The 24,066-nt window shown below is 31.5% G+C and carries 19 protein-coding genes; 16 read left to right on the top strand and 3 right to left on the bottom strand.

Annotation, left to right across the window (positions count from 1 at the left end):
- The first annotated feature begins 387 nt into the window (after positions 1-387).
- The 4 genes from HMPREF3058_RS03055 (at position 388) to budA (ending at position 5,600) form a co-directional block, all read left to right on the top strand.
- On the top strand, positions 388-1,269 hold the full coding sequence (locus HMPREF3058_RS03055; RefSeq protein ID WP_001830605.1) for a cidABC operon transcriptional activator CidR: 882 nt from the start codon (positions 388-390) through the stop codon (positions 1,267-1,269).
- Positions 1,270-2,106: 837 nt separating this feature from the next.
- The gene (locus HMPREF3058_RS03050) at positions 2,107-3,057 is read left to right on the top strand and encodes an L-lactate dehydrogenase (protein WP_002490879.1); all 951 of its coding nucleotides are present in this window, start codon (positions 2,107-2,109) and stop codon (positions 3,055-3,057) included.
- 62 nt (positions 3,058-3,119) lie between these two features.
- The gene (alsS, locus tag HMPREF3058_RS03045) at positions 3,120-4,784 is read left to right on the top strand and encodes an acetolactate synthase AlsS (protein ID WP_002486862.1); all 1,665 of its coding nucleotides are present in this window, start codon (positions 3,120-3,122) and stop codon (positions 4,782-4,784) included.
- Positions 4,785-4,895: 111 nt separating this feature from the next.
- On the top strand, positions 4,896-5,600 hold the full coding sequence (gene budA / locus HMPREF3058_RS03040) for an acetolactate decarboxylase (protein ID WP_002447055.1): 705 nt from the start codon (positions 4,896-4,898) through the stop codon (positions 5,598-5,600).
- 401 nt (positions 5,601-6,001) lie between these two features.
- Here the strand turns inward: budA and HMPREF3058_RS03035 are convergent, their stop codons facing one another.
- Entirely contained in the window at positions 6,002-6,871 is an 870-nt protein-coding gene (locus tag HMPREF3058_RS03035) for an oxidoreductase (RefSeq protein ID WP_002490867.1), read from the bottom strand.
- A 75-nt stretch (positions 6,872-6,946) separates the two neighbouring features.
- Here HMPREF3058_RS03035 and panB point away from each other — a divergent pair, with 75 nt between their 5' ends.
- The 6 genes from panB (at position 6,947) to HMPREF3058_RS03005 (ending at position 12,759) form a co-directional block, all read left to right on the top strand.
- Positions 6,947-7,765, top strand: a complete 819-nt coding sequence (panB, locus tag HMPREF3058_RS03030) for a 3-methyl-2-oxobutanoate hydroxymethyltransferase (protein ID WP_002475645.1) — start codon at positions 6,947-6,949, stop codon at positions 7,763-7,765.
- Positions 7,758-8,618, top strand: a complete 861-nt coding sequence (gene panC, locus HMPREF3058_RS03025) for a pantoate--beta-alanine ligase (RefSeq protein WP_002447058.1) — start codon at positions 7,758-7,760, stop codon at positions 8,616-8,618. The genes panB and panC overlap by 8 nt, the downstream gene beginning before the upstream one ends.
- Entirely contained in the window at positions 8,611-8,997 is a 387-nt protein-coding gene (panD, locus tag HMPREF3058_RS03020) for an aspartate 1-decarboxylase (RefSeq protein ID WP_002475660.1), read from the top strand. The genes panC and panD overlap by 8 nt, the downstream gene beginning before the upstream one ends.
- A gap of 420 nt (positions 8,998-9,417) precedes the next feature.
- Positions 9,418-10,428 (top strand): zinc-ribbon domain-containing protein, encoded by a 1,011-nt coding sequence (locus HMPREF3058_RS03015; protein ID WP_002490885.1) that lies wholly within the window; start codon positions 9,418-9,420, stop codon positions 10,426-10,428.
- A 3-nt stretch (positions 10,429-10,431) separates the two neighbouring features.
- Positions 10,432-11,766: a zinc ribbon domain-containing protein gene (locus HMPREF3058_RS03010; protein ID WP_002490890.1), complete on the top strand. Its 1,335-nt coding sequence runs from the start codon at positions 10,432-10,434 to the stop codon at positions 11,764-11,766.
- Positions 11,767-12,072: 306 nt separating this feature from the next.
- Positions 12,073-12,759, top strand: a complete 687-nt coding sequence (locus HMPREF3058_RS03005; RefSeq protein WP_153647446.1) for an epoxyqueuosine reductase QueH — start codon at positions 12,073-12,075, stop codon at positions 12,757-12,759.
- Positions 12,760-12,801: 42 nt separating this feature from the next.
- Here HMPREF3058_RS03005 and HMPREF3058_RS03000 read toward each other — a convergent pair whose 3' ends face one another.
- Positions 12,802-13,071 carry a hypothetical protein gene (locus HMPREF3058_RS03000; protein WP_002490883.1) on the bottom strand — a complete coding sequence of 90 codons (270 nt, stop codon included), beginning with the start codon at positions 13,069-13,071 and terminating at the stop codon, positions 12,802-12,804.
- Between the two features lie 93 nt (positions 13,072-13,164).
- The gene (locus HMPREF3058_RS02995; RefSeq protein ID WP_002490863.1) at positions 13,165-14,229 is read right to left on the bottom strand and encodes a quinone-dependent dihydroorotate dehydrogenase; all 1,065 of its coding nucleotides are present in this window, start codon (positions 14,227-14,229) and stop codon (positions 13,165-13,167) included.
- Positions 14,230-14,452: 223 nt separating this feature from the next.
- Between HMPREF3058_RS02995 and HMPREF3058_RS02990 the strand changes: the two genes are divergently transcribed.
- The 6 genes from HMPREF3058_RS02990 to HMPREF3058_RS02965 all read left to right on the top strand — a co-directional run bounded on the left by HMPREF3058_RS02990 (position 14,453) and on the right by HMPREF3058_RS02965 (position 23,450).
- Positions 14,453-15,310: a fructosamine kinase family protein gene (locus HMPREF3058_RS02990; RefSeq protein ID WP_002490873.1), complete on the top strand. Its 858-nt coding sequence runs from the start codon at positions 14,453-14,455 to the stop codon at positions 15,308-15,310.
- A 206-nt stretch (positions 15,311-15,516) separates the two neighbouring features.
- Entirely contained in the window at positions 15,517-16,896 is a 1,380-nt protein-coding gene (locus HMPREF3058_RS02985; protein WP_002490855.1) for an amino acid permease, read from the top strand.
- Between the two features lie 298 nt (positions 16,897-17,194).
- Positions 17,195-18,253 (top strand): PTS sugar transporter subunit IIC, encoded by a 1,059-nt coding sequence (locus HMPREF3058_RS02980; RefSeq protein WP_002490868.1) that lies wholly within the window; start codon positions 17,195-17,197, stop codon positions 18,251-18,253.
- 100 nt (positions 18,254-18,353) lie between these two features.
- Positions 18,354-19,778 carry a polyphosphate--AMP phosphotransferase gene (locus HMPREF3058_RS02975; RefSeq protein ID WP_002490859.1) on the top strand — a complete coding sequence of 475 codons (1,425 nt, stop codon included), beginning with the start codon at positions 18,354-18,356 and terminating at the stop codon, positions 19,776-19,778.
- A gap of 651 nt (positions 19,779-20,429) precedes the next feature.
- Positions 20,430-21,137, top strand: coding sequence for a lysozyme family protein (locus HMPREF3058_RS02970; protein WP_002486899.1), 708 nt, complete (start codon positions 20,430-20,432; stop codon positions 21,135-21,137).
- Positions 21,138-21,641: 504 nt separating this feature from the next.
- Positions 21,642-23,450 carry an acyltransferase family protein gene (locus HMPREF3058_RS02965; protein ID WP_002489287.1) on the top strand — a complete coding sequence of 603 codons (1,809 nt, stop codon included), beginning with the start codon at positions 21,642-21,644 and terminating at the stop codon, positions 23,448-23,450.
- Positions 23,451-24,066: the final 616 nt, after the last annotated feature.

The raw sequence follows: 24,066 nt of genomic DNA, 5'->3' as shown, positions 1-24,066 counted from the left end.
AAAAATTAATAAAAATTATTTTCACAGTGATTAAGTTTATATAGTTAAATTTCAATAGGGCCAAAAAAGATATAAATTGAATGTTAATATCACAGGAATTTTAAATTATGGTATTTGGCATGTATTTCTTCACATGATTTATAAATTAGTAAAGTAATTATATTTGTAAAACATGTTATCGTAAAAGAGAGCATCATGATAATGATGAAAAATAATCGGTATTAGTCAATTGAAACAATTATATACACGGATTTATTGTCTAATCAGTGTTAGTGTAAATGAATAATTGAAGAAGTTATGTCGATGAAAAAATGCTAGATATCAAACGATGGTTCTATGAGAAGAAATATCTATCAATCAAATGTTGATAATTAAGGATGAATATAAATGGAAATTAAACAAATTAAATATTTCGTAGAAGTTGTACGACAAGGTGGTATGACGCAAGCATCTGAACACTTATACATTGCGCAGTCAACGATTAGCAAAGCGATTAAAAATATTGAAAATGAATATGATATTACATTGTTTGACCGGTCACAAAAACAAATAAAACTAACAGATATAGGTCAAACATTTTATGATAATAGTTTAGAATTTTTAGCTTTATTCGAGAAATTATCTTTAGAAATGAATGACATTGTGAACGTTCAAAAAGGTCATATTAAAATAGGATTATCACCAATGATGAATGTTCAAATGTTTACAAATGCATTGAATCAGTTTCACAGACTCTATCCTAATGTGACATATGAAGTGATTGAGGGTGGTGGTAAAATTGTTGAGAACTTAACATCTAATGATGATGTGGATATTGGTATTACTACACTACCTGTAGATCACACTGAATTTCATTCAACTTCTTTGTATAACGAGGAATTACTATTAGTAGTAAGTAATGACCACCACTTAGCACATTTAAATAAAGTAGACATGGCAGATTTGAAAGATGAAGAGTTTGTTTTATTTCATGATGATTATTATTTAAAAGATCAAATTATAGAGAATTGTAAAAGGTTAGGCTATTACCCTAAAACTGTTGCTAATATTTCTCAAATTAGCTTTATCGCTAACATGATTCAACAAGGAATTGGAATAAGTATCGTTCCAGAAAGTTTAGTTAATTTAATGGGGAATAACGTAACGTCCATTCAATTAGAGAATGTTGAATTATCATGGCATCTTGGAGTGATATGGCGAAAAGATGCTTATCTCAATCATGTAACTCGCAAATGGATCGAATTTATTTCTGAGATGAAACCAACATAGGTCAATATTTAGTAAAGGATTTTATATCAAAGTCGATATAACAACTTGTCTATTTTTAATAACGTCAAAGATATGTTAGAGGCACGAACACATTTTTAATGTATTGTACATATGCACTTAAAATTCATTAAGGTACACTAATAGTTCTTGCTCCACTATTTAAATATTAAAATGACTAGTACATAAATTGAAGTGTGCTTTTCAAGTAGGTGTTTATACTTAAATAACTGAGGAGCCTGGGAAATTGATATTTGTCTCAGGTGTTTTGTGTATTGGAATTTGATGGCTTAGTTTTAAAATGTGCCGATGTTAAACCTTTATATTATAAATTCTTGAAAAAGTATGGGACGGTAGATATTTTAATCAATTACGATTTTTTGATGCTTTGACGTTATATTTATTGATAAATATTTGGAATTCACTGTATTTAATTGTTAGTTTATACATAGAGGTGGGTATGGCCTAGTAGATAGTCTTTTAATAAAGGCATTGAATTGATGTCTTTATTGTCGAAAAAAGACCGCGATTAACTCACATTCGTTTATTTCATATATGAACAAACAAAGTATTACATTTTTCTATAGGAAACCTATTCCTTTTATGAATGGTTAACATCGTTATTATGTATTTTATTAATACTTTGTCACGTACTATAATAATAAACGTAATAAAGTTAGTCGCTGAGTTGATTACTTCAGAAAAGTGTTGAAAAATTGTCATTAAAATGAATTTTTTATATCTGAACTGAAGTAAAATTCTAGTTATTTTAATAGAAATATTATACAAATAAGCTAACACACTTATTTGTGTAACTTTATTATGAAGGAGTTCGTTAAAATGAAAAAATTTGGGAAAAAAGTTGTTCTAGTAGGAGACGGTTCCGTAGGTTCAAGTTATGCATTTGCTATGGTGACTCAAGGAATTGCAGATGAATTTGTAATTATTGATATTGCAAAAGATAAAGTGGAAGCAGACGTTAAAGATTTAAACCATGGTGCACTTTACAGTTCTTCACCAGTGACTGTAAAAGCTGGAGAATATGAAGATTGTAAAGATGCAGATTTAGTTGTTATTACAGCAGGTGCACCTCAAAAACCGGGTGAAACTCGTTTACAACTTGTTGAGAAAAATACTAAAATCATGAAAAGTATCGTAACTAGTGTCATGGATAGTGGCTTTGATGGTTTCTTCTTAATTGCTGCAAACCCAGTTGATATTTTAACACGTTATGTTAAAGAAGTTACAGGTTTACCAGCTGAACGTGTTATTGGTTCTGGTACAGTGCTTGATAGTGCAAGATTCAGATATTTAATAAGTAAAGAATTAGGTGTTACTGCAAGTAGTGTTCACGCTAGCATTATAGGTGAACATGGTGACTCTGAACTTGCAGTTTGGTCTCAAGCAAACGTTGGAGGTATTTCAGTGTATGATACACTGAAAGAAGAAACTGGTAGCGATGCTAAAGCGAATGAAATTTATATTAATACAAGAGATGCTGCTTACGATATCATTCAAGCTAAAGGATCTACGTATTATGGTATAGCTCTAGCACTTTTACGTATTTCTAAAGCTTTATTAAATAATGAAAATAGTATTTTGACAGTTTCTAGTCAACTTAATGGTCAATATGGATTTAAAGATGTTTATCTTGGCTTACCAACACTTATCAATCAAAATGGTGCAGTTAAAATTTATGAAACACCATTAAATGATAACGAACTACAATTACTAGAAAAATCAGTGAAAACTTTAGAAGACACTTATGATTCTATAAAACATTTAGTTTAAAACTTATAAGAATGACGAAGATGTTTTGAATGAACTTAATTTTTGAAAGGAAATGAATATAAATGGCGGAAAAACAATATTCTGCAGCACAAATGGTAATTGATACTTTAAAAAATAATGGAGTTGAGTATGTATTTGGTATTCCAGGTGCAAAAATCGACTACTTATTTAATGCACTAGAGGATGACGATCTTGAATTAGTCGTTACGCGTCATGAACAAAATGCAGCGATGATTGCACAAGGTATTGGTCGTTTAACAGGAAAACCAGGTGTGGCTATTACTACAAGTGGCCCAGGGGTAAGTAACTTAACTACTGGTTTATTAACTGCAACTTCTGAAGGTGACCCTGTATTAGCTATCGGTGGTCAAGTTAAAAGAAATGACTTATTACGTTTAACACATCAAAGTATTGATAATGCATCATTACTTAGATCCTCAACTAAATATAGTGCAGAAGTACAAGATCCAGAATCACTATCAGAGGTTATTACGAATGCAATGCGTACAGCCACTTCAGGTAAAAATGGAGCGAGCTTTATCAGTATTCCACAAGATGTTATTTCATCACCTGTCAAAGCTGATGCAATTTCATTATGTCAAAAACCACATCTTGGTGTACCTTCAGAACAAGAAATCAATGAAGTGATTGAGGCTATTAAAAATTCTAAATTCCCAGTATTATTAGCTGGAATGAGAAGTTCAAGCCAAGCTGAAACAGAAGCTATTCGCCGTTTAGTTCAAAAAACAAACTTACCTGTTGTTGAAACATTCCAAGGTGCCGGTGTAATTAGTCGCGAATTAGAAAATCACTTCTTCGGTCGTGTTGGTTTATTTAGAAACCAAGTCGGTGACGAATTACTTAGAAAAAGTGATTTAGTTATCACAATCGGTTATGACCCTATTGAATATGAAGCAAGTAACTGGAATAAAGAATTAGATACTAAAATCATCAATGTCGACGAAGAACATGCTGAAATCACAAATTACATGCAACCAGTTAAAGAGTTAATCGGAAACATTGCAGGTACAATTGATATGATTTCTGAACATGTAAATGAACCATTTATTAATCAAAATCATTTAGATGAACTTGAAAAATTAAGAGGCGAAATCATAGAAGCAACTGGAATTAAAGCAACTCACAAAGAAGGTGTGATGCACCCAGTTGAAATCATTGAAACAATGCAAAAAGTTTTAACTGATGATACTACTGTAACTGTAGATGTGGGAAGCCATTACATTTGGATGGCTCGTAAATACAGAAGTTACAATCCTAGACATTTACTATTCAGTAACGGTATGCAAACTTTAGGTGTTGCACTTCCATGGGCTATTTCAGCTGCACTTGTACGTCCAAATACACAAGTTGTTTCTGTAGCTGGAGACGGTGGTTTCCTATTCTCAGGACAAGAATTAGAAACTGCAGTACGTAAAAACTTAAATATCATTCAATTAATTTGGAATGATGGTCGTTATAACATGGTTGAATTCCAAGAAGAAATGAAATATAAACGCTCTGCAGGTGTAGAATTTGGACCAGTTGATTATGTAAAATATGCAGAATCATTTGGCGCTAAAGGATTACGTGTCACTAATCAAGAAGAATTAGAGGCGGCACTTAAAGAGGGTTACGAAACTGATGGTCCAGTATTAATTGATATCCCAGTTAATTATGCAGATAATGTTAAATTATCTACAAACATGTTACCAAATGCTTTAAATTAATATATTAACCAATGATACTAAGTTGAATTTTAATAGAACGCACTCTAAGGTTGAAAGGCTACCTTAGAATGCGTTTCTTCAAGTAATGAATATTAATAGGAGTGATTATGAATGACTAATGTATTGTATCAACACGGAACATTAGGAACTTTAATGGCAGGTTTATTAGAAGGAACTGCTTCAATTAATGACTTATTAGAACATGGTGATTTAGGTATTGCTACGCTTACAGGTTCTGATGGAGAAGTAATTTTTGTTGATGGTAAAGCTTATCATGCAAATGAACATAAAGAGTTTATAGAATTGACAGGCGACGAAATGACACCATATGCAACAGTTACAAAATTCAAAGCAGACTCAAGTTTTAAAACTTCTAATAAAAATCAAGAAGAAGTATTTGATGAAGTTAAAAAACAAATGACAAGTGAAAATATGTTCTCAGCAGTTAAAATTTCAGGAACGTTTAAAAAAATGCATGTACGTATGATGCCTGGTCAAGAACCTCCATACACACGTTTAATTGATTCAGCTCGTAGACAACCTGAAGAAACACGTGAAAATATCAAAGGTTCAATCGTAGGTTTCTTCACTCCAGAATTATTCCATGGTATTGGTTCTGCTGGTTTCCATATTCACTTTGCAAATGATGATCGTGATTTCGGTGGTCATATTTTAGACTTTGAAGTGGATGATGTGACTGTTGAAATACAAAACTTTGAAACATTTGAACAACACTTCCCAGTAGATGCTAAATCATTTACTGATGCAGATATTGACTATAAAGATATAGCTGATGAAATCAGAGAAGCTGAATAATTGTTAGCTAGATGTACCTTAACTCCAAACATTATAGACTAAGATGATTTGTATACTAAATAGATGAGGGATAGGATAAAATATGTATTGAATATATTTTCCTATCCTGGTAACGAATCCCAACATAGAAAATTTCTGAATGAAACTCTCAATGTTGGGGGTTCTTATACTACAATTGAAAAAGTTTGATATAAACAACATCTTCAATTCAAGTATAGATAGATTGTCTGTACGTTAATAAAGCCTAGGACATGAATTTGTGTTCTAGGCTTTGTTGTATGTTTATGATGGTTAGAATTTATAAAGTAAACGCATTTCAAATATGAGGCTGTTTATTTGTAGAATAAAGACATTTCTTTGAGAAAAAGTCATATTCTTTAATGAATGATTCACCTAAGATATCAATCTGGTTGGGTGTATTCGAGGTGATAAGCGTATAAAAATGTATAAGCCATATCTAGATAGGGTGTTTCTAAATGATGTTTTTTTGCACATTTATATATATAACCCTGTATGGCCTCGACTTCAAGAGGATGCTTGTTAATGACATCGTAATACATACTTGTTCCCATTTCGTCTGGATAACCATTATAGATATTTAAAATATCATCAATGATATGATCTTCAAAGTTAATTTGTTCAGCTCTAGCAACTTTAAGACCATCAACTAATATACGACGACATATCGACTCAATATGAGGAGATTTTAAAATTTTAGCTGGTTGATGTCCAATAGCAGTGATGGTATTTATACCTAAATTCACTAATAATTTATACCAAATGCTTTTTTCAATATTTTCTTGTAAAACCACCTCTATTTTGGAAGGACGAACCATTTGCTTGAATTGACGAGTTAGTGTGCTATCTTGAATACATAGTTGGTAATCTCTGAAATGTTGAACCTTGTTGTTGACTTTTTGCCCGCTAATATAGACGACTGCTTGAAAGACATGTTGATATGGAAGTTTATTAAGCTGTCCATAGCCATTTTGTGCTAAGATAATGAGCGAATTATCATGAGTGATTTTAGGTAATTGTTTAATGACGTCATCCAATTGATGTGTTTTAACAGCTATGATAATGACATCAAAAGTATGATTAATATGATTAAATGAAGTCACTTTAATATGACATCCATTTGAAGTATTTTCTGGGAAATAGGTCATTAATTTATTTTGCCGGCCGATGAGTTCCGTATCTGGTAGAACTTTTTTTAATTCAACAGCTAACGTTGTACCCACTGCACCTGAACCTATAATGGCAATTGTCATAACTTTATTCTTTCCTTTCTTTTTACGATTCATTATACTATTGCTAATAATAAAGGAAATTGAGGGTGAAATGAATTGAAAACTTTAAATCATTTAAACAAAATGAAGGCATCACAGCAAAAGATTTCTATGGTTACAGCTTATGATTATCCTAGTGCTAAGCAAGCACAACAAGCTGAAATTGACATGATTTTAGTAGGAGATTCTTTAGGAATGACAGTGTTAGGATATGATAGTACTGTTCAAGTAACATTGAACGATATGATTCATCATGGTAAGGCTGTTAAAAGAGGTGCTCCGGATACATTTATAGTTGTTGATATGCCTATAGGGACTGTTGGTTTAAGTGATGAAGAAGATTTAAAAAATGCACTTAAGCTTTATCAAAACACGAATGCTAACGCTGTCAAAGTAGAAGGGGCTCATCTTACATCATTTATTCAAAAAGCAACTAAAATGGGTATACCTGTTGTTTCTCACTTAGGTCTTACACCTCAAAGTGTAGGTGTAATGGGGTATAAACTTCAAGGGGATACAAAGGCAGCCGCTATGCAACTTATCAAAGATGCTAAAGCTATGGAAACTGCTGGTGCAGTAGTACTGGTTTTAGAAGCCATACCTAGTGATTTAGCTCGAGAGATTAGTCAGCAACTCACTATTCCAGTTATAGGTATAGGGGCAGGTAAAGATACTGACGGACAAGTATTAGTTTATCATGATATGTTAAATTATGGTGTTGATCGACACGCTAAGTTTGTTAAACAATTTGCAGACTTTTCAAGCGGTATTGATGGATTAAGGCAATATAATGAAGAGGTTAAAGACGGGGCGTTTCCTTCTGAAAAGCATACTTATAAAAAACGTATTATGGATGAGGTAGAGCAACATGACTAAAGTTATTACAAAAATTAATGAAATGCAATCTATTGTTAAACAATATCAACGTGAAGGTAAAACAATAGGATTCGTTCCGACTATGGGAGCTTTACATGATGGTCATTTAACCATGATGAAGCAATCTGTAAACGAAAATGATCTCACGGTTATTAGTATATTTGTGAATCCCTTGCAGTTTGGACCAAATGAGGATTTTGATGCTTATCCACGTCAACTCGATGATGATGTGGATGCAGTAAAAAAGTTAAACGTGGACTATGTTTTCCATCCAAGTGTAGATGAAATGTATCCAGAAGAATTAGGTGTTCATCTCAAAGTTGGACACTTGGCACAAGTATTAGAGGGAGCACAAAGACCTGGACACTTCGAAGGTGTTGTGACCGTGGTCAACAAATTATTTAATATTGTACAACCAGATTATGCCTATTTCGGGAAAAAGGATGCGCAACAATTAGCTATTGTTGAAAAAATGGTTAAAGACTTTAATCTTCCTGTACACGTTATTGGCATTGATATCGTAAGAGAAAAAGATGGTTTAGCCAAAAGCTCTAGAAATATTTACTTGACCTCTGAAGAACGAAGAGAGGCAAAACATTTATATCAAAGTTTACGCTTAGCAAAGAATTTGTATGAAGCGGGTGAACGAGATAGCAATGAGATTATAAGTCAAATCGCTGCGTATTTAAACAAAAATATAAGTGGACATATTGATGATTTGGGTATTTATAGTTATCCAAATCTTATACAACAATCAGAGATTCATGGACGAATATTCATATCATTGGCAGTTAAATTTTCTAAAGCAAGATTGATAGATAATATAATTATTGGAGATGACTATATTGATTAGAACATTTATGAACTCAAAAATCCATAGGGCTAGAGTTACAGAATCTAATTTAAATTACGTTGGAAGTATAACAATAGATGCCAATATATTAGATGCGGTTGATATTTTACCCAATGAAAAGGTTGCTATTGTTAATAATAATAATGGTGCTCGATTTGAAACATATGTCATTGCTGGAGAACGTGGTAGTGGAAAGATGTGTTTAAATGGCGCGGCTTCAAGACTAGTTGAAGTTGGAGACGTCATTATTATTATGACATATGCACAATTAAATGAAGATGAAATGGTAAATCACTCACCAAAAGTAGCTGTGTTAAATGAAAATAATGAAATTATAGAAATGATAAATGAGAAAGAAAATACGATATCAAATGTATAAGAGATGAGATGGAATTCATTCTCAATTGATAGGTTCATTATCGATTTTAAAATCAAAAAACTGAAAAGTTATAAATAAGATGATGATTGAACCAATAAATTACTAAGAGGATGATTAAGAGTCTGGACTCAAGGTAGATGGATGTCCAGACTCTTTTTTATATTTCAATGATATTGTTTTGAAATAAATGTCTAAATAGTAATAATGAAGTAAAATGTCATGCTATTACTATAAGTCAATTTGAGAATATATGAGTTGAAAAAGTGGCGGAAAATATATACTCCTTTATATGAAATCTATATACCACAATTCACTATACCCGATTAAATAAATAAGATTTTTAGATTTTTGTAGAAAACAATATAAATAAAATGATATAATTTAAAAGATTACAAAATATTTATTGTAGGAGGGTTTTATATGCATTGTCCGAATTGCGGTAATCCAATAGAAGATGATGATTTATTCTGTGGTGAATGTGGGCATAAAATAAGTCGACATCCACAGTCAGTCAGAAATGCAGAAAGTGAAATAACAAAAGCTGAAAAGAATGATGAAGAACAAAACATAACATCAAATAATAAAGAAAACAACGTAGCGACTCATCAAAATGTTGATTCAACATCTCATGATGAGACTAGATCAAATGAAAATGACGTAGCAGATTCAACATTACAATCTAAGCAGTCACATAATGATATCCAACAATCAAATCTCTCTACATACCACCAAAGACCTCAACATCGAGAAATTCCTCAAAATCAACACAATCACAATCAACAACAAAGTCAAATAGGTCAACAAGCTAAACAAGTAACAAATGAAAGTAAAGGTTTCTTTAAAAGTGCATTTACTGCACCTGATAAAATCATTCAAACTAATCATGTTTTCAGTTTTAAATTATTATTATCATTATTAATAATCGGTTTTATTGTATTAGCAATTTTACTCGCTTCCGTAATACCAGTTGAGATTGGTATTTTCGGTACTACAAGAGGTAGTTTGGTAACGAGTATCATTTTCGGTATTATTCTATTTTTGGTTGTCATAGTAGGTGCAATATTTGGACTTACACGTTTAGTAGTTAGACAACCTATTAGCTTTAAAAAAGTATTATCAGACTATGTGTTAATTAATAGTGTTTCGTTAGCAATTTTAATTATTTCTGTAATTTTAACATTAGCAGAATCATACAGCTTTGGCGGAAGTATAGCATTATTGTCATTATTATTATTTATTGCTTCTGGTATTTATCTAATTGCGAAGTATAGCACAGGTAATCAAACAAGAATATCCAGCTTTTATGGTGTGATTATTTATATCATTATTTTGTTCTTATTTATTCGTATTTTTGGTGAGGCATTTTTCCATCAAATATTTGGTGATTTTATAGAAGAACTAGGGGATTTATTTGAAGGAGGAACTTATTAAAATATGAAATATTGCAGTCATTGTGGTCAACCTCTTCGAGAAGGTGTAAAGGTATGTACAAATTGTGGTACATCTGTGAGAAATGATGGAACTAATTATAAATATTCAGAACAACGCTATTCTCATCATCAACCACGTTCCAATAAGAGTAATAAAAAAACTTGGTTGATTATTACTATAGTGTTAGCTATTATCATTGCTTTGGTAGTAATCTTTACTATAGCTAAAAATCAAATGTCACCAGAAAAACAAGCGACTCACATTGCACATGCTATCAAAAAAGACGATGCTAAATCGTTATCTAAGCAATTAACATCAAACAATCATCGTTTAAGTGAAGAAGAAGCACGTGCGTACTTAAAGTATATTAAAGCAGAAAATGATTTAAAGCATGTTGCTGACAAAGTTGAAGAAAACACCAAAGATATTAAAAATAATCACTATAACAATTTATCTGTAGATGCAAATGGTAATAATATTTTAAATATATCTAAAGACGGAAAAAAATATGTTTTTTTTGATAACTATCAATTTAATGTTCCTCAAAAAACAATTACGCTCGTTTCAAGTGATAGTGGTGAAATTACTTATGAATTTAACGGGGATAAACATCATATTTCTGTAGAAGAAGATGACGATAAAGAATTAGGAACATTTCCTATCGGTGATTATAATTTAAAAGCATCAAAAGACATGGAAGGTAAAAATTTTAAAGGCGCTATTACAATTGATATGAGTGAAAGTGATAGTATTGCATATGAATCGTTTAAACAAAAACGTTTTAATGTTGATACTGAAGGCGGATATATATTAGATAATGTAAAAATATATGCTAATGGTAAAGAAATAGGAGATGGTTTTTCATCCGAAACATATGGTCCTTATGATCCGGATGAAGAAGTTATCGTTCACGCTGAAGGTTCATACGAAGGAAAAACTTTTAAATCAAATTCGGTCAATGTAGCAAGTGCAAGCGAAAAAGATGGTGGTGTGACAGATGTCACAGTCAAATTCGATGAAGAAGCTATTGATCAGTATGTCGATAAAAAATCAGATGAAAAATACGATGATGATTCAGATGACGAGTCAGATAACGATTCAAGTAGTGGTGAAGTAACGCGTGAAAATGTAATTGATAAAGTAGAGTCGTATGAAGGACATACACTAGATACTGATACGTATACGTATAAAGAACCTGAAAAAACCGGTGATGGTAAATGGGGCTTTTCATTCTTAGATAAAGATGGAGATTTAGCTGGATCGTACACGGTAGACATTGACGACGGTTATGTTATAGAATATGACGAAGATGGTGAAGAAGTTGGATCTGGTTACTAATATTTAATGCAAGAACCTGAGGCAAAAATAATTGTCTCAGGTGTTTTATTATAGTGGGAATTGATGACTAATTTTAAAGTAGCTATGTTACAAATTTTTATTTTTAGGACTTGTTGTTAAAATGTGGCAATACACGCAATTCGAATTCGGTCGCTTTTTTTAATTTTTTAAGAGTTAAAGTCGAATTGTCTTGTACGTTCAATATTTCCTTTATATATTCGGTAATATATAATATTATTAAATAATGTGTTATGTAGATGAAAGAGAGGTCATATTGTGATTGAAGCAAATCAAATTTTAGCTAAAATGAAAAATCAAAAAATCAACTATGATAAAGTATTAAGAAAGATAATTTCTCAATGGGAACGTGATGGAGAACGTCCAAAAATCTTACTTCATAGTTGTTGTGCACCTTGTAGTACATATACGTTAGAGTTTTTAACACAATATGCGGATATAGCGATTTATTTTGCGAATCCTAATATACATCCCAAAAGTGAATATTTAAGACGTGCTAAAGTTCAAGAACAATTTGTAAATGATTTTAATAATAAAACAGGTGCAAATGTAAAGTATATTGAAGCCGAATATGAACCGCATAAATTTATGAAAATGGCAAAAGATAAAGGTCTAACTGAAGAGCCGGAAGGTGGACTAAGGTGTACGGCTTGTTTCGAGATGCGATTAGAAATTGTTGCAAAAGCTGCTTTAGAACATGGTTACGATTATTTTGGTAGTGCAATCACACTCTCTCCAAAGAAAAATGCCCAATTAATCAATGAACTAGGTATGGATGTACAAAATATATATAATGTAAAATATTTACCAAGTGATTTTAAAAAGAATAAAGGGTATGAACGTTCTATCGAAATGTGTAATGATTATAATATTTTTAGACAATGTTATTGTGGCTGTGTATTTGCAGCGATGAAGCAAGGTATAGATTTTAAACAAATAAATAAAGATGCTCAAGCATTTTTACAACAATTTTAAAATATAAAATGTGCCTACTCATATGAGTAGGCATTTGTATATTTATATCGTTTTTTGTATGAATCGTATGATGGCTATCACTGCAATGACAATCATTGAAACGAAAGATAAGATTTTGAAATGCTTACTTTTTGTTTCTTTATCAGATTCTCCATTTTCCACCATTTCCTGTAGTTCTCGTTCTATCTCAAGATCCAAATCAGTTTTTTGATAACCATTTAAACCTTGTCTATCTATATGGTCATTTTGATGTTTATAATTGTTATTACTATCTTTTTTAGTATCGGTATCTTCTTTGTTTATTTTATCCATGATAGGACCTCCAATGAATAATAGCGTTCTTAAACTTTTATACGTTATTTATTAAATTATTCATTATTTAAAAGGCAGCTTCGTAATTGTAATTTATGCATCTAAACCAATAATATCACTTACATTTGCATAACCATGTCGAGTTAAATAATGCGCGATTTCTTTATTCATTTTCTTAGTCAAACCTGGTCCTTCAATGACTAATGAAGAGTATATTTGCAGTAATGACGCACCGTTTCTTAACATTTTGATAGCATCTTCAGAACTGAATATACCACCAGTTCCAATAATTAAGAAATTACCTTGTGTTTGTTGATAGGCATATTTAACTAGTTGTAAGTTTCTTTCGAATAATGGTCTGCCACTCAAACCACCTTCTTGTATTTTATTTTTTGAATTTAATCCATCACGTTGCCGTGTCGTATTTGCCAACATAACCCCATCGAATGTATCTGTAATTGAAGGCAAGATTTTTTTAAAACCATCTAATTCCATATCAGACGTTAACTTTAAAAAGATAGGTACATTAATATTGTTCTTAGCTTTAAATGTATTTAAAGCATCACATAACATCGAAAATTCATTTTCGTCGTGAAAGTTTTGGAGATTTTCTGTATTTGGGGAGCTAATATTCACTGTAAAGAATGAGACATCATTTTTAAATGTATCAATCACTTTAATGTAATCTTGATAGCGATTTTCATAGGAAGTTGTTTTATTCACACCAACATTTAATCCTACTGGTATTGAGCATGAATGATTACGTAAATTACTTAATGCTTTATTCATACCCTTATTATTGAATCCCATACGATTGATGAGTGCATCATCTTCTAGTAAACGATACATGCGTGGTTTTGGATTACCTGGTTGAGGCTTAGGTGTTATACCGCCGAGTTCAATTGCACCGAAGCCAATGTTTTCAAGTGCTTTTGGAACTTCACAAGATTTATCAAAACCTGCAGCTAACCCGATAGGATTATCAAAAGAAATACCGTGAATGTGTTGCGTTAATATTGGATTGTTATAAGTAAATAACTTATTAACGATAGGTAAAATGGGTGAACATTTTTGAACACACTTCAACGCATTGATGGTCAAACCATGTGCTCGTTCAGGATCTAATTTGAATAATAAAGGCTTAACTAATTTGTACATATAAATGCTCCTATTTCATTATATTTGAGGCTTACTATCCCCAGTTAATATGTTTGAAATTCATTCTTTTAATAGACTAGCATTTTCATGTAAAATTTCATAGTTAAATATTAGAAAGTTGAAAAATTGACTTAATTTAATAATATAAAGAAGTTAAGATTAATGATTTCATTATAGGTAATATATTAATGTAGATATAATATAAAGTTAAGAGGGTGAGAAAATGAATGAACAATGGATGAGCGCATTGCCGCTTGACAATGTGAAAGACATTTCTCCAGTAAGTGGTGGAGATGTAAATGAAGCATTTAAAGTCACTACAGTTGAAGAAGATACTTTTTTTCTACTCGTTCAACGTCAACGATCAGAAGCCTTTTATGCCGCAGAAATTGCAGGACTAAATGAATTTGAAAATGCAGGTATAACAGCTCCAAGAGTAATTGCAAGTGGAGAGATAAATGGAGATGCATATTTATTATTAAGTTTTCTTGAAGAAGGTAGTCAAGGGAGTCAAAGAGAACTTGCTCGATTGGTTGCTAGAATGCATAGCCAATACCAACAAGATAATAAATTTGGATTCCGTTTACCGCATGAAGGCGCAGATATTTCATTTGATAATTCATGGACTGAGACATGGAAAGAGATTTTTATAGATCGTAGAATGGATCACTTACAAGATGAGTTATTACGTGTAGGATTGTGGAAACAAGAAGATAAAAAGATGTATGAACGTGTAAGAAAAGTTATTGTTGACGAGCTATCAAATCATACTAGTAAACCTTCTCTGTTACATGGTGATTTATGGGGAGGTAACTATATGTTCTTAACAAATGGCCAACCTGCTTTGTTTGATCCTGCACCACTCTACGGCGATAGAGAGTTTGATATAGGAATCACTACAGTGTTTGGTGGATTTACACAAGAGTTTTATGAAGAATATAATCAACAGCTACCATTAGCCAAAGGATCACAAAAACGTATAGAATTTTATAGATTATATTTACTTATGATACATTTACTTAAATTTGGAGGTATGTATGCTGATAGTGTACAACGCTCTATGAAAGTCATTTTAGAATAAAGAACATCGACCTCACTAAAGATATCAACGGGCTTTAGTGAGGTTTTTAAAAATAAGATTGATTGAAAATTGTTAAAATAGGGTATATTTAAATTTGTAATACTATTTTTCTATAATTAAAAGAAATTTATTATAAAACAAGGGGTATGACGTACGACATAATTTTCAGTCAGTGATTTACTCTATGAAATGGAGAAGAAAAGATTATGGCAGATAAACTGCAAAGAGAATTAAGCAATAGACATATACAATTAATTGCGATTGGCGGGGCTATTGGAACAGGTTTATTTCTTGGTGCTGGCCAATCTATTCATTTAGCAGGACCATCTATCTTATTAACATACATAATAGTAGGTTTTGTTCTCTTTATGTTCATGAGAGCTATGGGAGAATTACTGTTATCCAATTTAGGATTTAAATCGTTTGGAGATATTGCCCATCATCATATTGGTTCTATGGCAGGTTTTATGGTGGGCTGGACATATTGGCTAACATGGATTATTTCAGGAATGGCAGAAGTGACTGCTGTTGCCAAGTATGTTTCCTTCTGGTATCCAACAATTCCAAACTGGTTAACAGCTGCAGCGACGATTTTAGTTTTAGTTGCTTTAAATCTATTTAGTGCTAAATTATTTGGAGAATTAGAATTTTGGCTTTCTATTATTAAAGTTTTGACTATTTTAGCTTTGATAGCTGTTGGTGTTGTTATGATTGTATTTGGAATGAAGACAAGCTATGGCCCTGCAACTGTGACGAATATATGGAAAGACGGAGGCTTTTTCCCTAATGGTGCACAAGGTTTCTTCATGTCATTCCAAATGGCAATTTTCTCATTTATTGGTATTGAGTTGATTGGAATAACTGCAGGGGAGACTAAAGATCCTCACAAAACAATTCCTCAAGCAATTAATAATGTACCGTTTAGAATATTATTATTTTATGTAGGATCATTGGCAGTTATCATGTCTGTTGTACCATGGCAACAATTAAATCCTGCTGACAGTCCATACGTTAAAATGTTTGGATTAGTTGGAATCCCTTTTGCAGCAGGTATTATTAACTTTGTTGTACTCACAGCTGCAGCGTCTTCTTGTAATAGTGGTATATTTGCTAATAGCCGTACGATGTTTGGATTAGCTGGAAGAAAGCAGGGTCCAGCATTCTTACATAAAACCAATAAGCACGGCGTACCACATTATGCTATTTTAGTGACATGTGGCTTATTAAGTATTTCAGTCGTGTTAAATGCAATTTTTAAAGATGCGACTAAAGTGTTTGTACAAATTACAACATTTTCAACTGTTTTAAATATTATGATTTGGACAATTATTATGATTGCGTATCTAGGTTATTTAAGACATGAACCGAAACAGCATAAAGAGAGTAACTATAAAATGTGGGGCGGAAAATACATGGCTTACTGTATTTTAGGGTTCTTTGCATTTATTTTTATTATATTATTGATTAATAGTGCAACGCGTTATGCCGTACTTTCTGCACCCGTATGGTTTGTTATCATGTTAGTGATGTATCAAAAATATAAAAAAGAATCTCGCAAAGCTAAAATTGAAACTGAGGAAGAGTAAAGCACTTATTATTTCAAATAGGGTGAGTTAGGTAACACTTCATAACGTTAGTATTTAAACTAAAGGTTATGAAGTGTATTTTAATTAAAAATTAATGTTTTGAATGAAATGACAAATAAGTTATCTTAATTTTCAGAAAATATGGTATACTATTGAGCATAGTCTTGAATGTCATATATGCATTTCACTAATTATCCCTCTAAGTTACAGCATCTAAGAAAGATTTAATTGAATCATATATAGGCTTCGAGACTCTTTTTATACATAATTTTACTTAGCACATTGGGAGGTTTAACTTATGTCGACGATAAAAAACATCGATGGACCAAAGGATTTTATTTTTAGAGTGTTATCAGGGGTAGCAATTGGAATAGTAGCCGGACTCGTTCCAAATGCGATTTTGGGAGAAATTTTTAAATACTTTATGCAATATCATCCTATTTTCAAAACTTTATTAGGGGTCGTTCAAGCCATCCAATTTACAGTGCCAGCGCTTATTGGAGCATTGATAGCTATGAAGTTCAATATGACACCATTAGCAATAGCTGTAGTAGCAAGTGCCTCATATGTTGGTAGTGGTGCAGCTCAATTTAAACAAGGTACATGGGTAATTGCGGGAATTGGTGATTTAATTAATACGATGCTAACTGCATCCATAGCCGTGTTACTTATTTTATTAATAGAAGAACGTGTTGGTAGTATGGCTTTAATTGTTTTTCCGACAGTTGTTGGTGGTTTAGCAGCTACAATTGGCGTATTTACTTTACCATATGTAAGGTTAATTACAACGGGAATTGGTAACATGATTAATAGCTTTACTGAACTACAACCAGTGCTTATGAGTATGTTAATCTCTATGGTGTTTAGTTTTATAATCATATCACCATTGTCAACTGTTGCCATAGCTATTGCTATTGGATTATCAGGTATTGCTGCAGGATCTGCTTCAATAGGTATAGCAGCAACAGAAGCTGTATTATTGATTGGTACCAGCAAAGTTAATCATGTAGGTATTCCTTTATCAATATTTTTCGGTGGGGTGAAAATGATGATGCCAAATATGGTTAAATACCCTGTCATTATGATTCCGATTTTCTTGACAGCGGCAATATCTGGTATTGCTTCTGGAATTATTGGTATTTCAGGAACAAAAGAATCAGCCGGATTTGGTTTTATCGGAATGGTTGGACCTATTAATGCCTTTAAATTTATGCATGTTGATTCTGCATGGCTAAGTTTATTACTTATTGTCATAGCCTTTTTTGTTGTGCCGTTTCTAGTTGCATGGATTTTAGATTTAATACTTAGAAGATTTATTCATTTGTATGAAAATGATATTTTTAAATTTATGGGATAAACTTTCATATCTCTTCGACGTTTAGAACGGTGAAGAGATTTTTCTATGTTAAAATATAACAATATAGTATCTAACTTTAACATATATAGAGGGTGAAACGATGTCAGGGAAACTAGAAGAATTACAATTGAAAGTAGCTCGATTAAGTCGACGTACTCATGAATTAGGTATTCCAATTATGGTATTATTTGAGGGGATTCCTGCTTCAGGGAAGACACGTTTATCAAATGAATTACTATTGCACCTAGATGCCAAATATTCGCAATTTATAGCTACTAAATCGCCAGAGTCAAATGATTTACGTTACCAATTTTTACAAAAATATTGGAATACGTTACCACAAAAGGGTAATATAAATATTTATTTTAGAAGTTGGTATTCACACTTTTTAGATTATAAAGAAAACAAAATTAAGCATGATCAATATAAAAATTATGATGTTTTAGTCAATCAAATTTATCATTTTGAATCGATGTTAAAGAATGATAACTATGAAATTATAAAGTTTTTCATAGAAATAAATGAAGAAAAACGCAATGAACATATTCAACAGACAAAAGATAACCCCTTAACTAGATGGAAAGTTCAAGAATATGAAAATGTTATACCTCAAGAAAGTTATCTAAATCAAATGCATCAATTCATCAACAAGGATAAAGATTGGAAAGTCATCGATTACACAGAGCGCGAGCATGCTTTTGAAAAAATGTACTTACATTTAATAGATAGACTTGAGCAAGCTATAAAAAAAGTTGAACAACAAATAACTAAAGTCAACGGTAAGTTCACACCAAGCTTCACGACTTCTTTATTTGATAATCATCTTGAAAAAGTAGACAAAAAAACGTATAAAAATCTCATTGTTGAATTGCAACAGAGAATGAGAGAAATCCAATTTGCTTTATATGAAAGAAAGATTCCTCTTGTTTTAGTTTTCGAAGGTATGGATGCTGCCGGTAAAGGTGGCAATATTAAACGTATTAGAGAAAAATTAGATCCAACAGGATATGAAGTAAATGGTATTAGTGCGCCTACGGATGTCGAACTTAATCATCATTATTTGTGGAGATTTGCTAAAAAGATGCCAAAATCAGGTCATATAGAAATATTTGATCGTAGTTGGTATGGTCGTGTACTAGTTGAACGTGTAGAAGGTTTTGCGAGCCAGAATGAATGGCAACGTGCATCTGATGAAATTAATCAATTTGAAAAGATGTGGACAGATGAAGGTACAATCATTTTAAAATTCTTCTTGAGCTTAGATAAGGATGAGCAGCTTAAACGTTTTAAAGACCGTGAAAATAATCCTGATAAACAATGGAAGATTACTGAAGAAGATTGGCGTAATAGAGAAAAATGGGATGAATATTTAGAAGCAAGTCATGATATGATTGAATCTACAAACACTTCATACGCCCCTTGGTATATTGTTCCGGCAGATCATAAAAAAACGGGTCGGATTGAAGTACTTAAAACAATTATTAGGAAATGTGAAGAAGTACTATGGGGAGTTAAAACGTATTAATTTTAAATAAAAATCTCGAGAGTGAGACCGTGGATGAAGCATTATTCATTGGTCTGACTCTCTTTTTTAATATAATGAAATGTTTATGAATGAAAATACTGTGTTTCTTCTATTATATAGTCTAAAAGGATAACTCACCTATATAGAAAAAGGTAACGTCGTTTAATACAAAAGATATTTTGAGTTCCAAATTGATACATAGCGTTATATTTTGTTTATTAAAGAATAAGAGTTAAAAAGTAACCTCATTAAAATAAACAAATCTTCATAAAAAATGATAATACTTAGAATCAAATAGTTAGAATTATTTCATTTATGTAACAACATTGCAATCTGTAATTTTACAGATAACTTAATATAATGGTATTTCAGCTTGAAACACGATGTAATTACTTAAATTAAGATGGAATATGAAACTAATATTAAGAAATTATATGTTACAAACTGAAATATATCTGTTTTAAGATTACAAAAGAGTGTTGATATTGTAACCTTTTGTAAGGAACGTGTAATATACAAAGGTGATTTTTATGATATAGTGGGTAGCGTCAAAAGTTAACAAAAAACATTTTCAATATAGCACAACGAATTCAAAACATTTAAATAACAAAACAAACAAATTTTAAATTATATCTGGAGGATTTATATATCATGAAAAAAACAGTTATCGCTTCTACATTAGCAGTATCTTTAGGAATTGCAGGTTATGGTTTATCAGGACATGAAGCACACGCTTCAGAAACTACAAACGTTGATAAAGCACACTTAGTAGATTTAGCACAACATAACCCTGAAGAATTAAATGCTAAACCAGTTCAAGCTGGTGCTTACGATATTCATTTCGTAGACAATGGATACCAATACAACTTCACTTCAAATGGTTCAGAATGGTCATGGAGCTACACTGTAGCTGGTTCAGATGCTGATTACACAGAATCATCATCTAACCAAGAAGTAAGTGCAAATACACAATCTAGTAACACAAATGTACAAGCTGTTTCAGCTCCAACTTCTTCAGAAAGTCGTAGCTACAGCACATCAACTACTTCATACTCAGCACCAAGCCATAACTACAGCTCTCACAGTAGTTCAGTAAGATTATCAAATGGTAATACTGCTGGTTCAGTAGGTTCATATGCTGCTGCTCAAATGGCTGCACGTACTGGTGTATCTGCTTCAACATGGGAACACATTATTGCTAGAGAATCAAATGGTCAATTACATGCACGTAATGCTTCAGGTGCAGCTGGATTATTCCAAACTATGCCAGGTTGGGGTTCAACTGGTTCAGTAAATGATCAAATCAATGCAGCTTATAAAGCATATAAAGCACAAGGTTTATCTGCTTGGGGTATGTAATCCAAATCTAATAATATAATTAGAAAGAGTGGGGCAACATTCGTTGTCCTCTCAGCAACGAGGACTAAAATTGACTCCCTTATATATAAGGGAGTTTTAATCTTAGTTATCGAGGCAATATATTAAAAAGCCTAGGACACATCGCTTTGTGTTCTAGGTTCTTTTTTATTTGAAAGTCAAATTAAAATGATTCATATAGCAAAGTGATGTTAACAAAGTGAAAATATAACATCTAGACTGAAAAGTATAATAAAGTTAAATGATATTATGTTTGTATTTATTTAAAAGATATGGTTATATAAATGGTGTGTTTAATATCATATATAGATACATTTAAATTGCTTACCTACACAACTTATATGAAGATGTTTTAATAAATATATACCTATTTAATTTGTTAAAGTTTAATATTTAAGTAAAAAGATGATATGTCAATGCAATTGAGGATGTAATTGTGATAATATTAAGAGCAAGTATTTTAAAAATTAAACGGAGTGTAATTGAATGAATGAGAACAATTATAGACGTCTCAACAAAACTTATAAACCGCACTATTTACCTGGTTTAGATGGTTTGAGAGCTATAGCAGTCATTGGGATAATCATTTATCATTTAAACACGAAATGGTTATCTGGTGGATTCCTTGGAGTAGATACTTTTTTTGTCATTTCTGGTTATCTCATAACTAGTTTATTATTAAGTGAGTACTATAGAAATAATTCTATTAATTTAGTTAATTTTTGGCTTAGAAGATTTAAACGATTAATACCAGCAATGATGTTTGTTGTCACGGTTGTTTTAATATATACATTACTATTTAAACCTGAATTAATTATTAGTATAAAACATGATGCTATAGCAGCACTTTTCTATGTTTCGAACTGGTGGTATATCATACAAGACGTAGACTATTTTAATCAATTTGCTGTAGCGCCATTAAAGCATTTATGGTCATTAGCTATTGAAGAACAATTCTATCTATTCTTTCCATTTATACTTTTAGGGTTATTAAAGTTTTTCAAAAAGAGAACTACAATGATTATTCTATTAATCATCTCTTTATTATCATTAACTGCAATGATAACGATACATATGTATACAGGTAACAATTCTAGAGTTTATTTCGGAACTGACACACGTTTACAAACGTTGTTATTAGGATGCTTACTAGCATTTATTTGGCCACCGTTTTCTTTTAGAAAGGATATATCTAAAGGTGCTAAAGCAAGTATAAGTGCAATAGGCATAGTCGGAATGGCAGTGCTCATTTATTTGTTTGTAGTGGTTAGTGATCAAGATAAATGGATATATAGTGGAGGATTTTATGCCATCTCGTTCTTGACACTGTTTGTCATTGCAAGCGTTGTGCATCCATCAAGTGTCTTAAAGAAAATACTAAGTTTCAAGTTATTTATTTATATAGGCAAGAGATCGTATAGTTTATATTTATGGCACTATCCTATCATTATTTTTATGAATAGTTATTTCGTACAAGGTCAGATTCCTTGGTTTGTATATATTTGTGAAGTGATACTTATGTTTGTCATGGCTGAAGTATCTTATAAATTTATTGAAACGCCTATTAGAAAAAATGGATTCAAAGCATTCACAGTGATACCGAAAAATTTAACAAGATTTTCAAGAACGATCATTGTATTAATTTTGCTTGTTCCTTCTGCATTCATAGTATTTGGTGCCTATGATAGTTTGGGTAAAGAGCATGATAAACAACAAGCTGCGAAACAAAAATCTTTTAAAACGAACCAGAAAGCAAAACCTAAAAAGCCAGATGAAAATAATCAAGATAAGTCTTCACAACAACATTTTAATCCTAAAGAAGCGTCTCCATTATTGCTGGGAGATTCAGTAATGGTAGATATCGGTCAAGTCTTTAGTGAAAAAGTGCCACATGCTAATATTGATGGAAAAGTTGGACGACAGTTAATTGAGGGTAAAGATTTAATCAATCAAAAGTACCAAGATTATACTAAAAAAGGTCAGAGTGTTGTGATAGAACTTGGTACGAACGGTGAGTTTACGAAAGATCAAATGAATGAATTAATTGATTCTTTAGGTGAAGCAGATATTTACTTAATTAAGGTAAGAGTACCGAGAGACTACGAGTCGACTAATAATAAAATTATGGAACAAGTAGCCAAGAAACATAAAAATGTTCATATTGTTGATTGGTATAAAGCATCTGAGGGTCATTCTGAGTATTTTGCATATGATGGTATTCACTTGGAATATAGTGGTGTTAAGGCATTATCTAATGAAATCATTAAGAAAATGAAAGAAGTTAATGAAAAATAATATTCAAAAATAAAAATAAGAGCGCTATATATCACTAGAAATTAGAGTGAGATTCAATGTGTTTGCTTAGTCATGATTTAGTGAGATGACAAAAACAATTAAGTCAAAAATGGGTATATGGTATTTATTATTATAGTTCACCATTGTGATGGGGTGGGATAACGAATTCGATACGAATTCTATCTCACCTCATTTTTTATCAATTTTATGAATAACCTTAGCGTTATCTAAGATTAAATTTACATCAAGTAAATATTCTTTATTGACTAAATATTTAAAAAAAAGACTAAACTCATCATAGTTAAAGTTGTAATAAGAGCAAAATTTATTATTACAAGAATATAACAATTCTAAAACGTTACATGAAATATTGTTAGTTACATGCTTTCGTTACGCTATTTACAGACTTCATTTAACAAAACAACTCTATGTAAACATTACAAAATGATAACACCGCACACAAACGTACATTTTTCTGATAAAGTAATGCTTGTCGTTAAAAAAGAACGAAGCCAAGGATAACAAAGTAAATATTTTAGTCACATGACTATTCATTATATGAAATTAATTATTTAAATTTTTAGGAGGATATTTAACAATGAAAAAAATCGCTACA

The organism is Staphylococcus sp. HMSC068G11 (assembly GCF_001815825.1).
GTDB classification, from domain to species: domain Bacteria; phylum Bacillota; class Bacilli; order Staphylococcales; family Staphylococcaceae; genus Staphylococcus; species Staphylococcus epidermidis.
This window is presented reverse-complemented; position numbering and strand designations above follow the sequence as displayed.

What these genes read in the sequence shown, in the direction of transcription:
- HMPREF3058_RS03055 (WP_001830605.1), top strand. Translation starts at nt 388, where the DNA reads ATGGAAATTAAACAAATTAAATATTTCGTAGAAGTTGTACGACAAGGT.
- HMPREF3058_RS03050 (WP_002490879.1), top strand. Translation starts at nt 2,107, where the DNA reads ATGAAAAAATTTGGGAAAAAAGTTGTTCTAGTAGGAGACGGTTCCGTA.
- alsS (WP_002486862.1), top strand. Translation starts at nt 3,120, where the DNA reads ATGGCGGAAAAACAATATTCTGCAGCACAAATGGTAATTGATACTTTA.
- budA (WP_002447055.1), top strand. Translation starts at nt 4,896, where the DNA reads ATGACTAATGTATTGTATCAACACGGAACATTAGGAACTTTAATGGCA.
- HMPREF3058_RS03035 (WP_002490867.1), bottom strand. Translation starts at nt 6,871, where the DNA reads ATGACAATTGCCATTATAGGTTCAGGTGCAGTGGGTACAACGTTAGCT.
- panC (WP_002447058.1), top strand. Translation starts at nt 7,758, where the DNA reads ATGACTAAAGTTATTACAAAAATTAATGAAATGCAATCTATTGTTAAA.
- HMPREF3058_RS03015 (WP_002490885.1), top strand. Translation starts at nt 9,418, where the DNA reads ATGCATTGTCCGAATTGCGGTAATCCAATAGAAGATGATGATTTATTC.
- HMPREF3058_RS03010 (WP_002490890.1), top strand. Translation starts at nt 10,432, where the DNA reads ATGAAATATTGCAGTCATTGTGGTCAACCTCTTCGAGAAGGTGTAAAG.
- HMPREF3058_RS03005 (WP_153647446.1), top strand. Translation starts at nt 12,073, where the DNA reads ATGAAAAATCAAAAAATCAACTATGATAAAGTATTAAGAAAGATAATT.
- HMPREF3058_RS03000 (WP_002490883.1), bottom strand. Translation starts at nt 13,071, where the DNA reads ATGGATAAAATAAACAAAGAAGATACCGATACTAAAAAAGATAGTAAT.
- HMPREF3058_RS02995 (WP_002490863.1), bottom strand. Translation starts at nt 14,229, where the DNA reads ATGTACAAATTAGTTAAGCCTTTATTATTCAAATTAGATCCTGAACGA.
- HMPREF3058_RS02990 (WP_002490873.1), top strand. Translation starts at nt 14,453, where the DNA reads ATGAATGAACAATGGATGAGCGCATTGCCGCTTGACAATGTGAAAGAC.
- HMPREF3058_RS02985 (WP_002490855.1), top strand. Translation starts at nt 15,517, where the DNA reads ATGGCAGATAAACTGCAAAGAGAATTAAGCAATAGACATATACAATTA.
- HMPREF3058_RS02980 (WP_002490868.1), top strand. Translation starts at nt 17,195, where the DNA reads ATGTCGACGATAAAAAACATCGATGGACCAAAGGATTTTATTTTTAGA.
- HMPREF3058_RS02975 (WP_002490859.1), top strand. Translation starts at nt 18,354, where the DNA reads ATGTCAGGGAAACTAGAAGAATTACAATTGAAAGTAGCTCGATTAAGT.
- HMPREF3058_RS02970 (WP_002486899.1), top strand. Translation starts at nt 20,430, where the DNA reads ATGAAAAAAACAGTTATCGCTTCTACATTAGCAGTATCTTTAGGAATT.
- HMPREF3058_RS02965 (WP_002489287.1), top strand. Translation starts at nt 21,642, where the DNA reads ATGAATGAGAACAATTATAGACGTCTCAACAAAACTTATAAACCGCAC.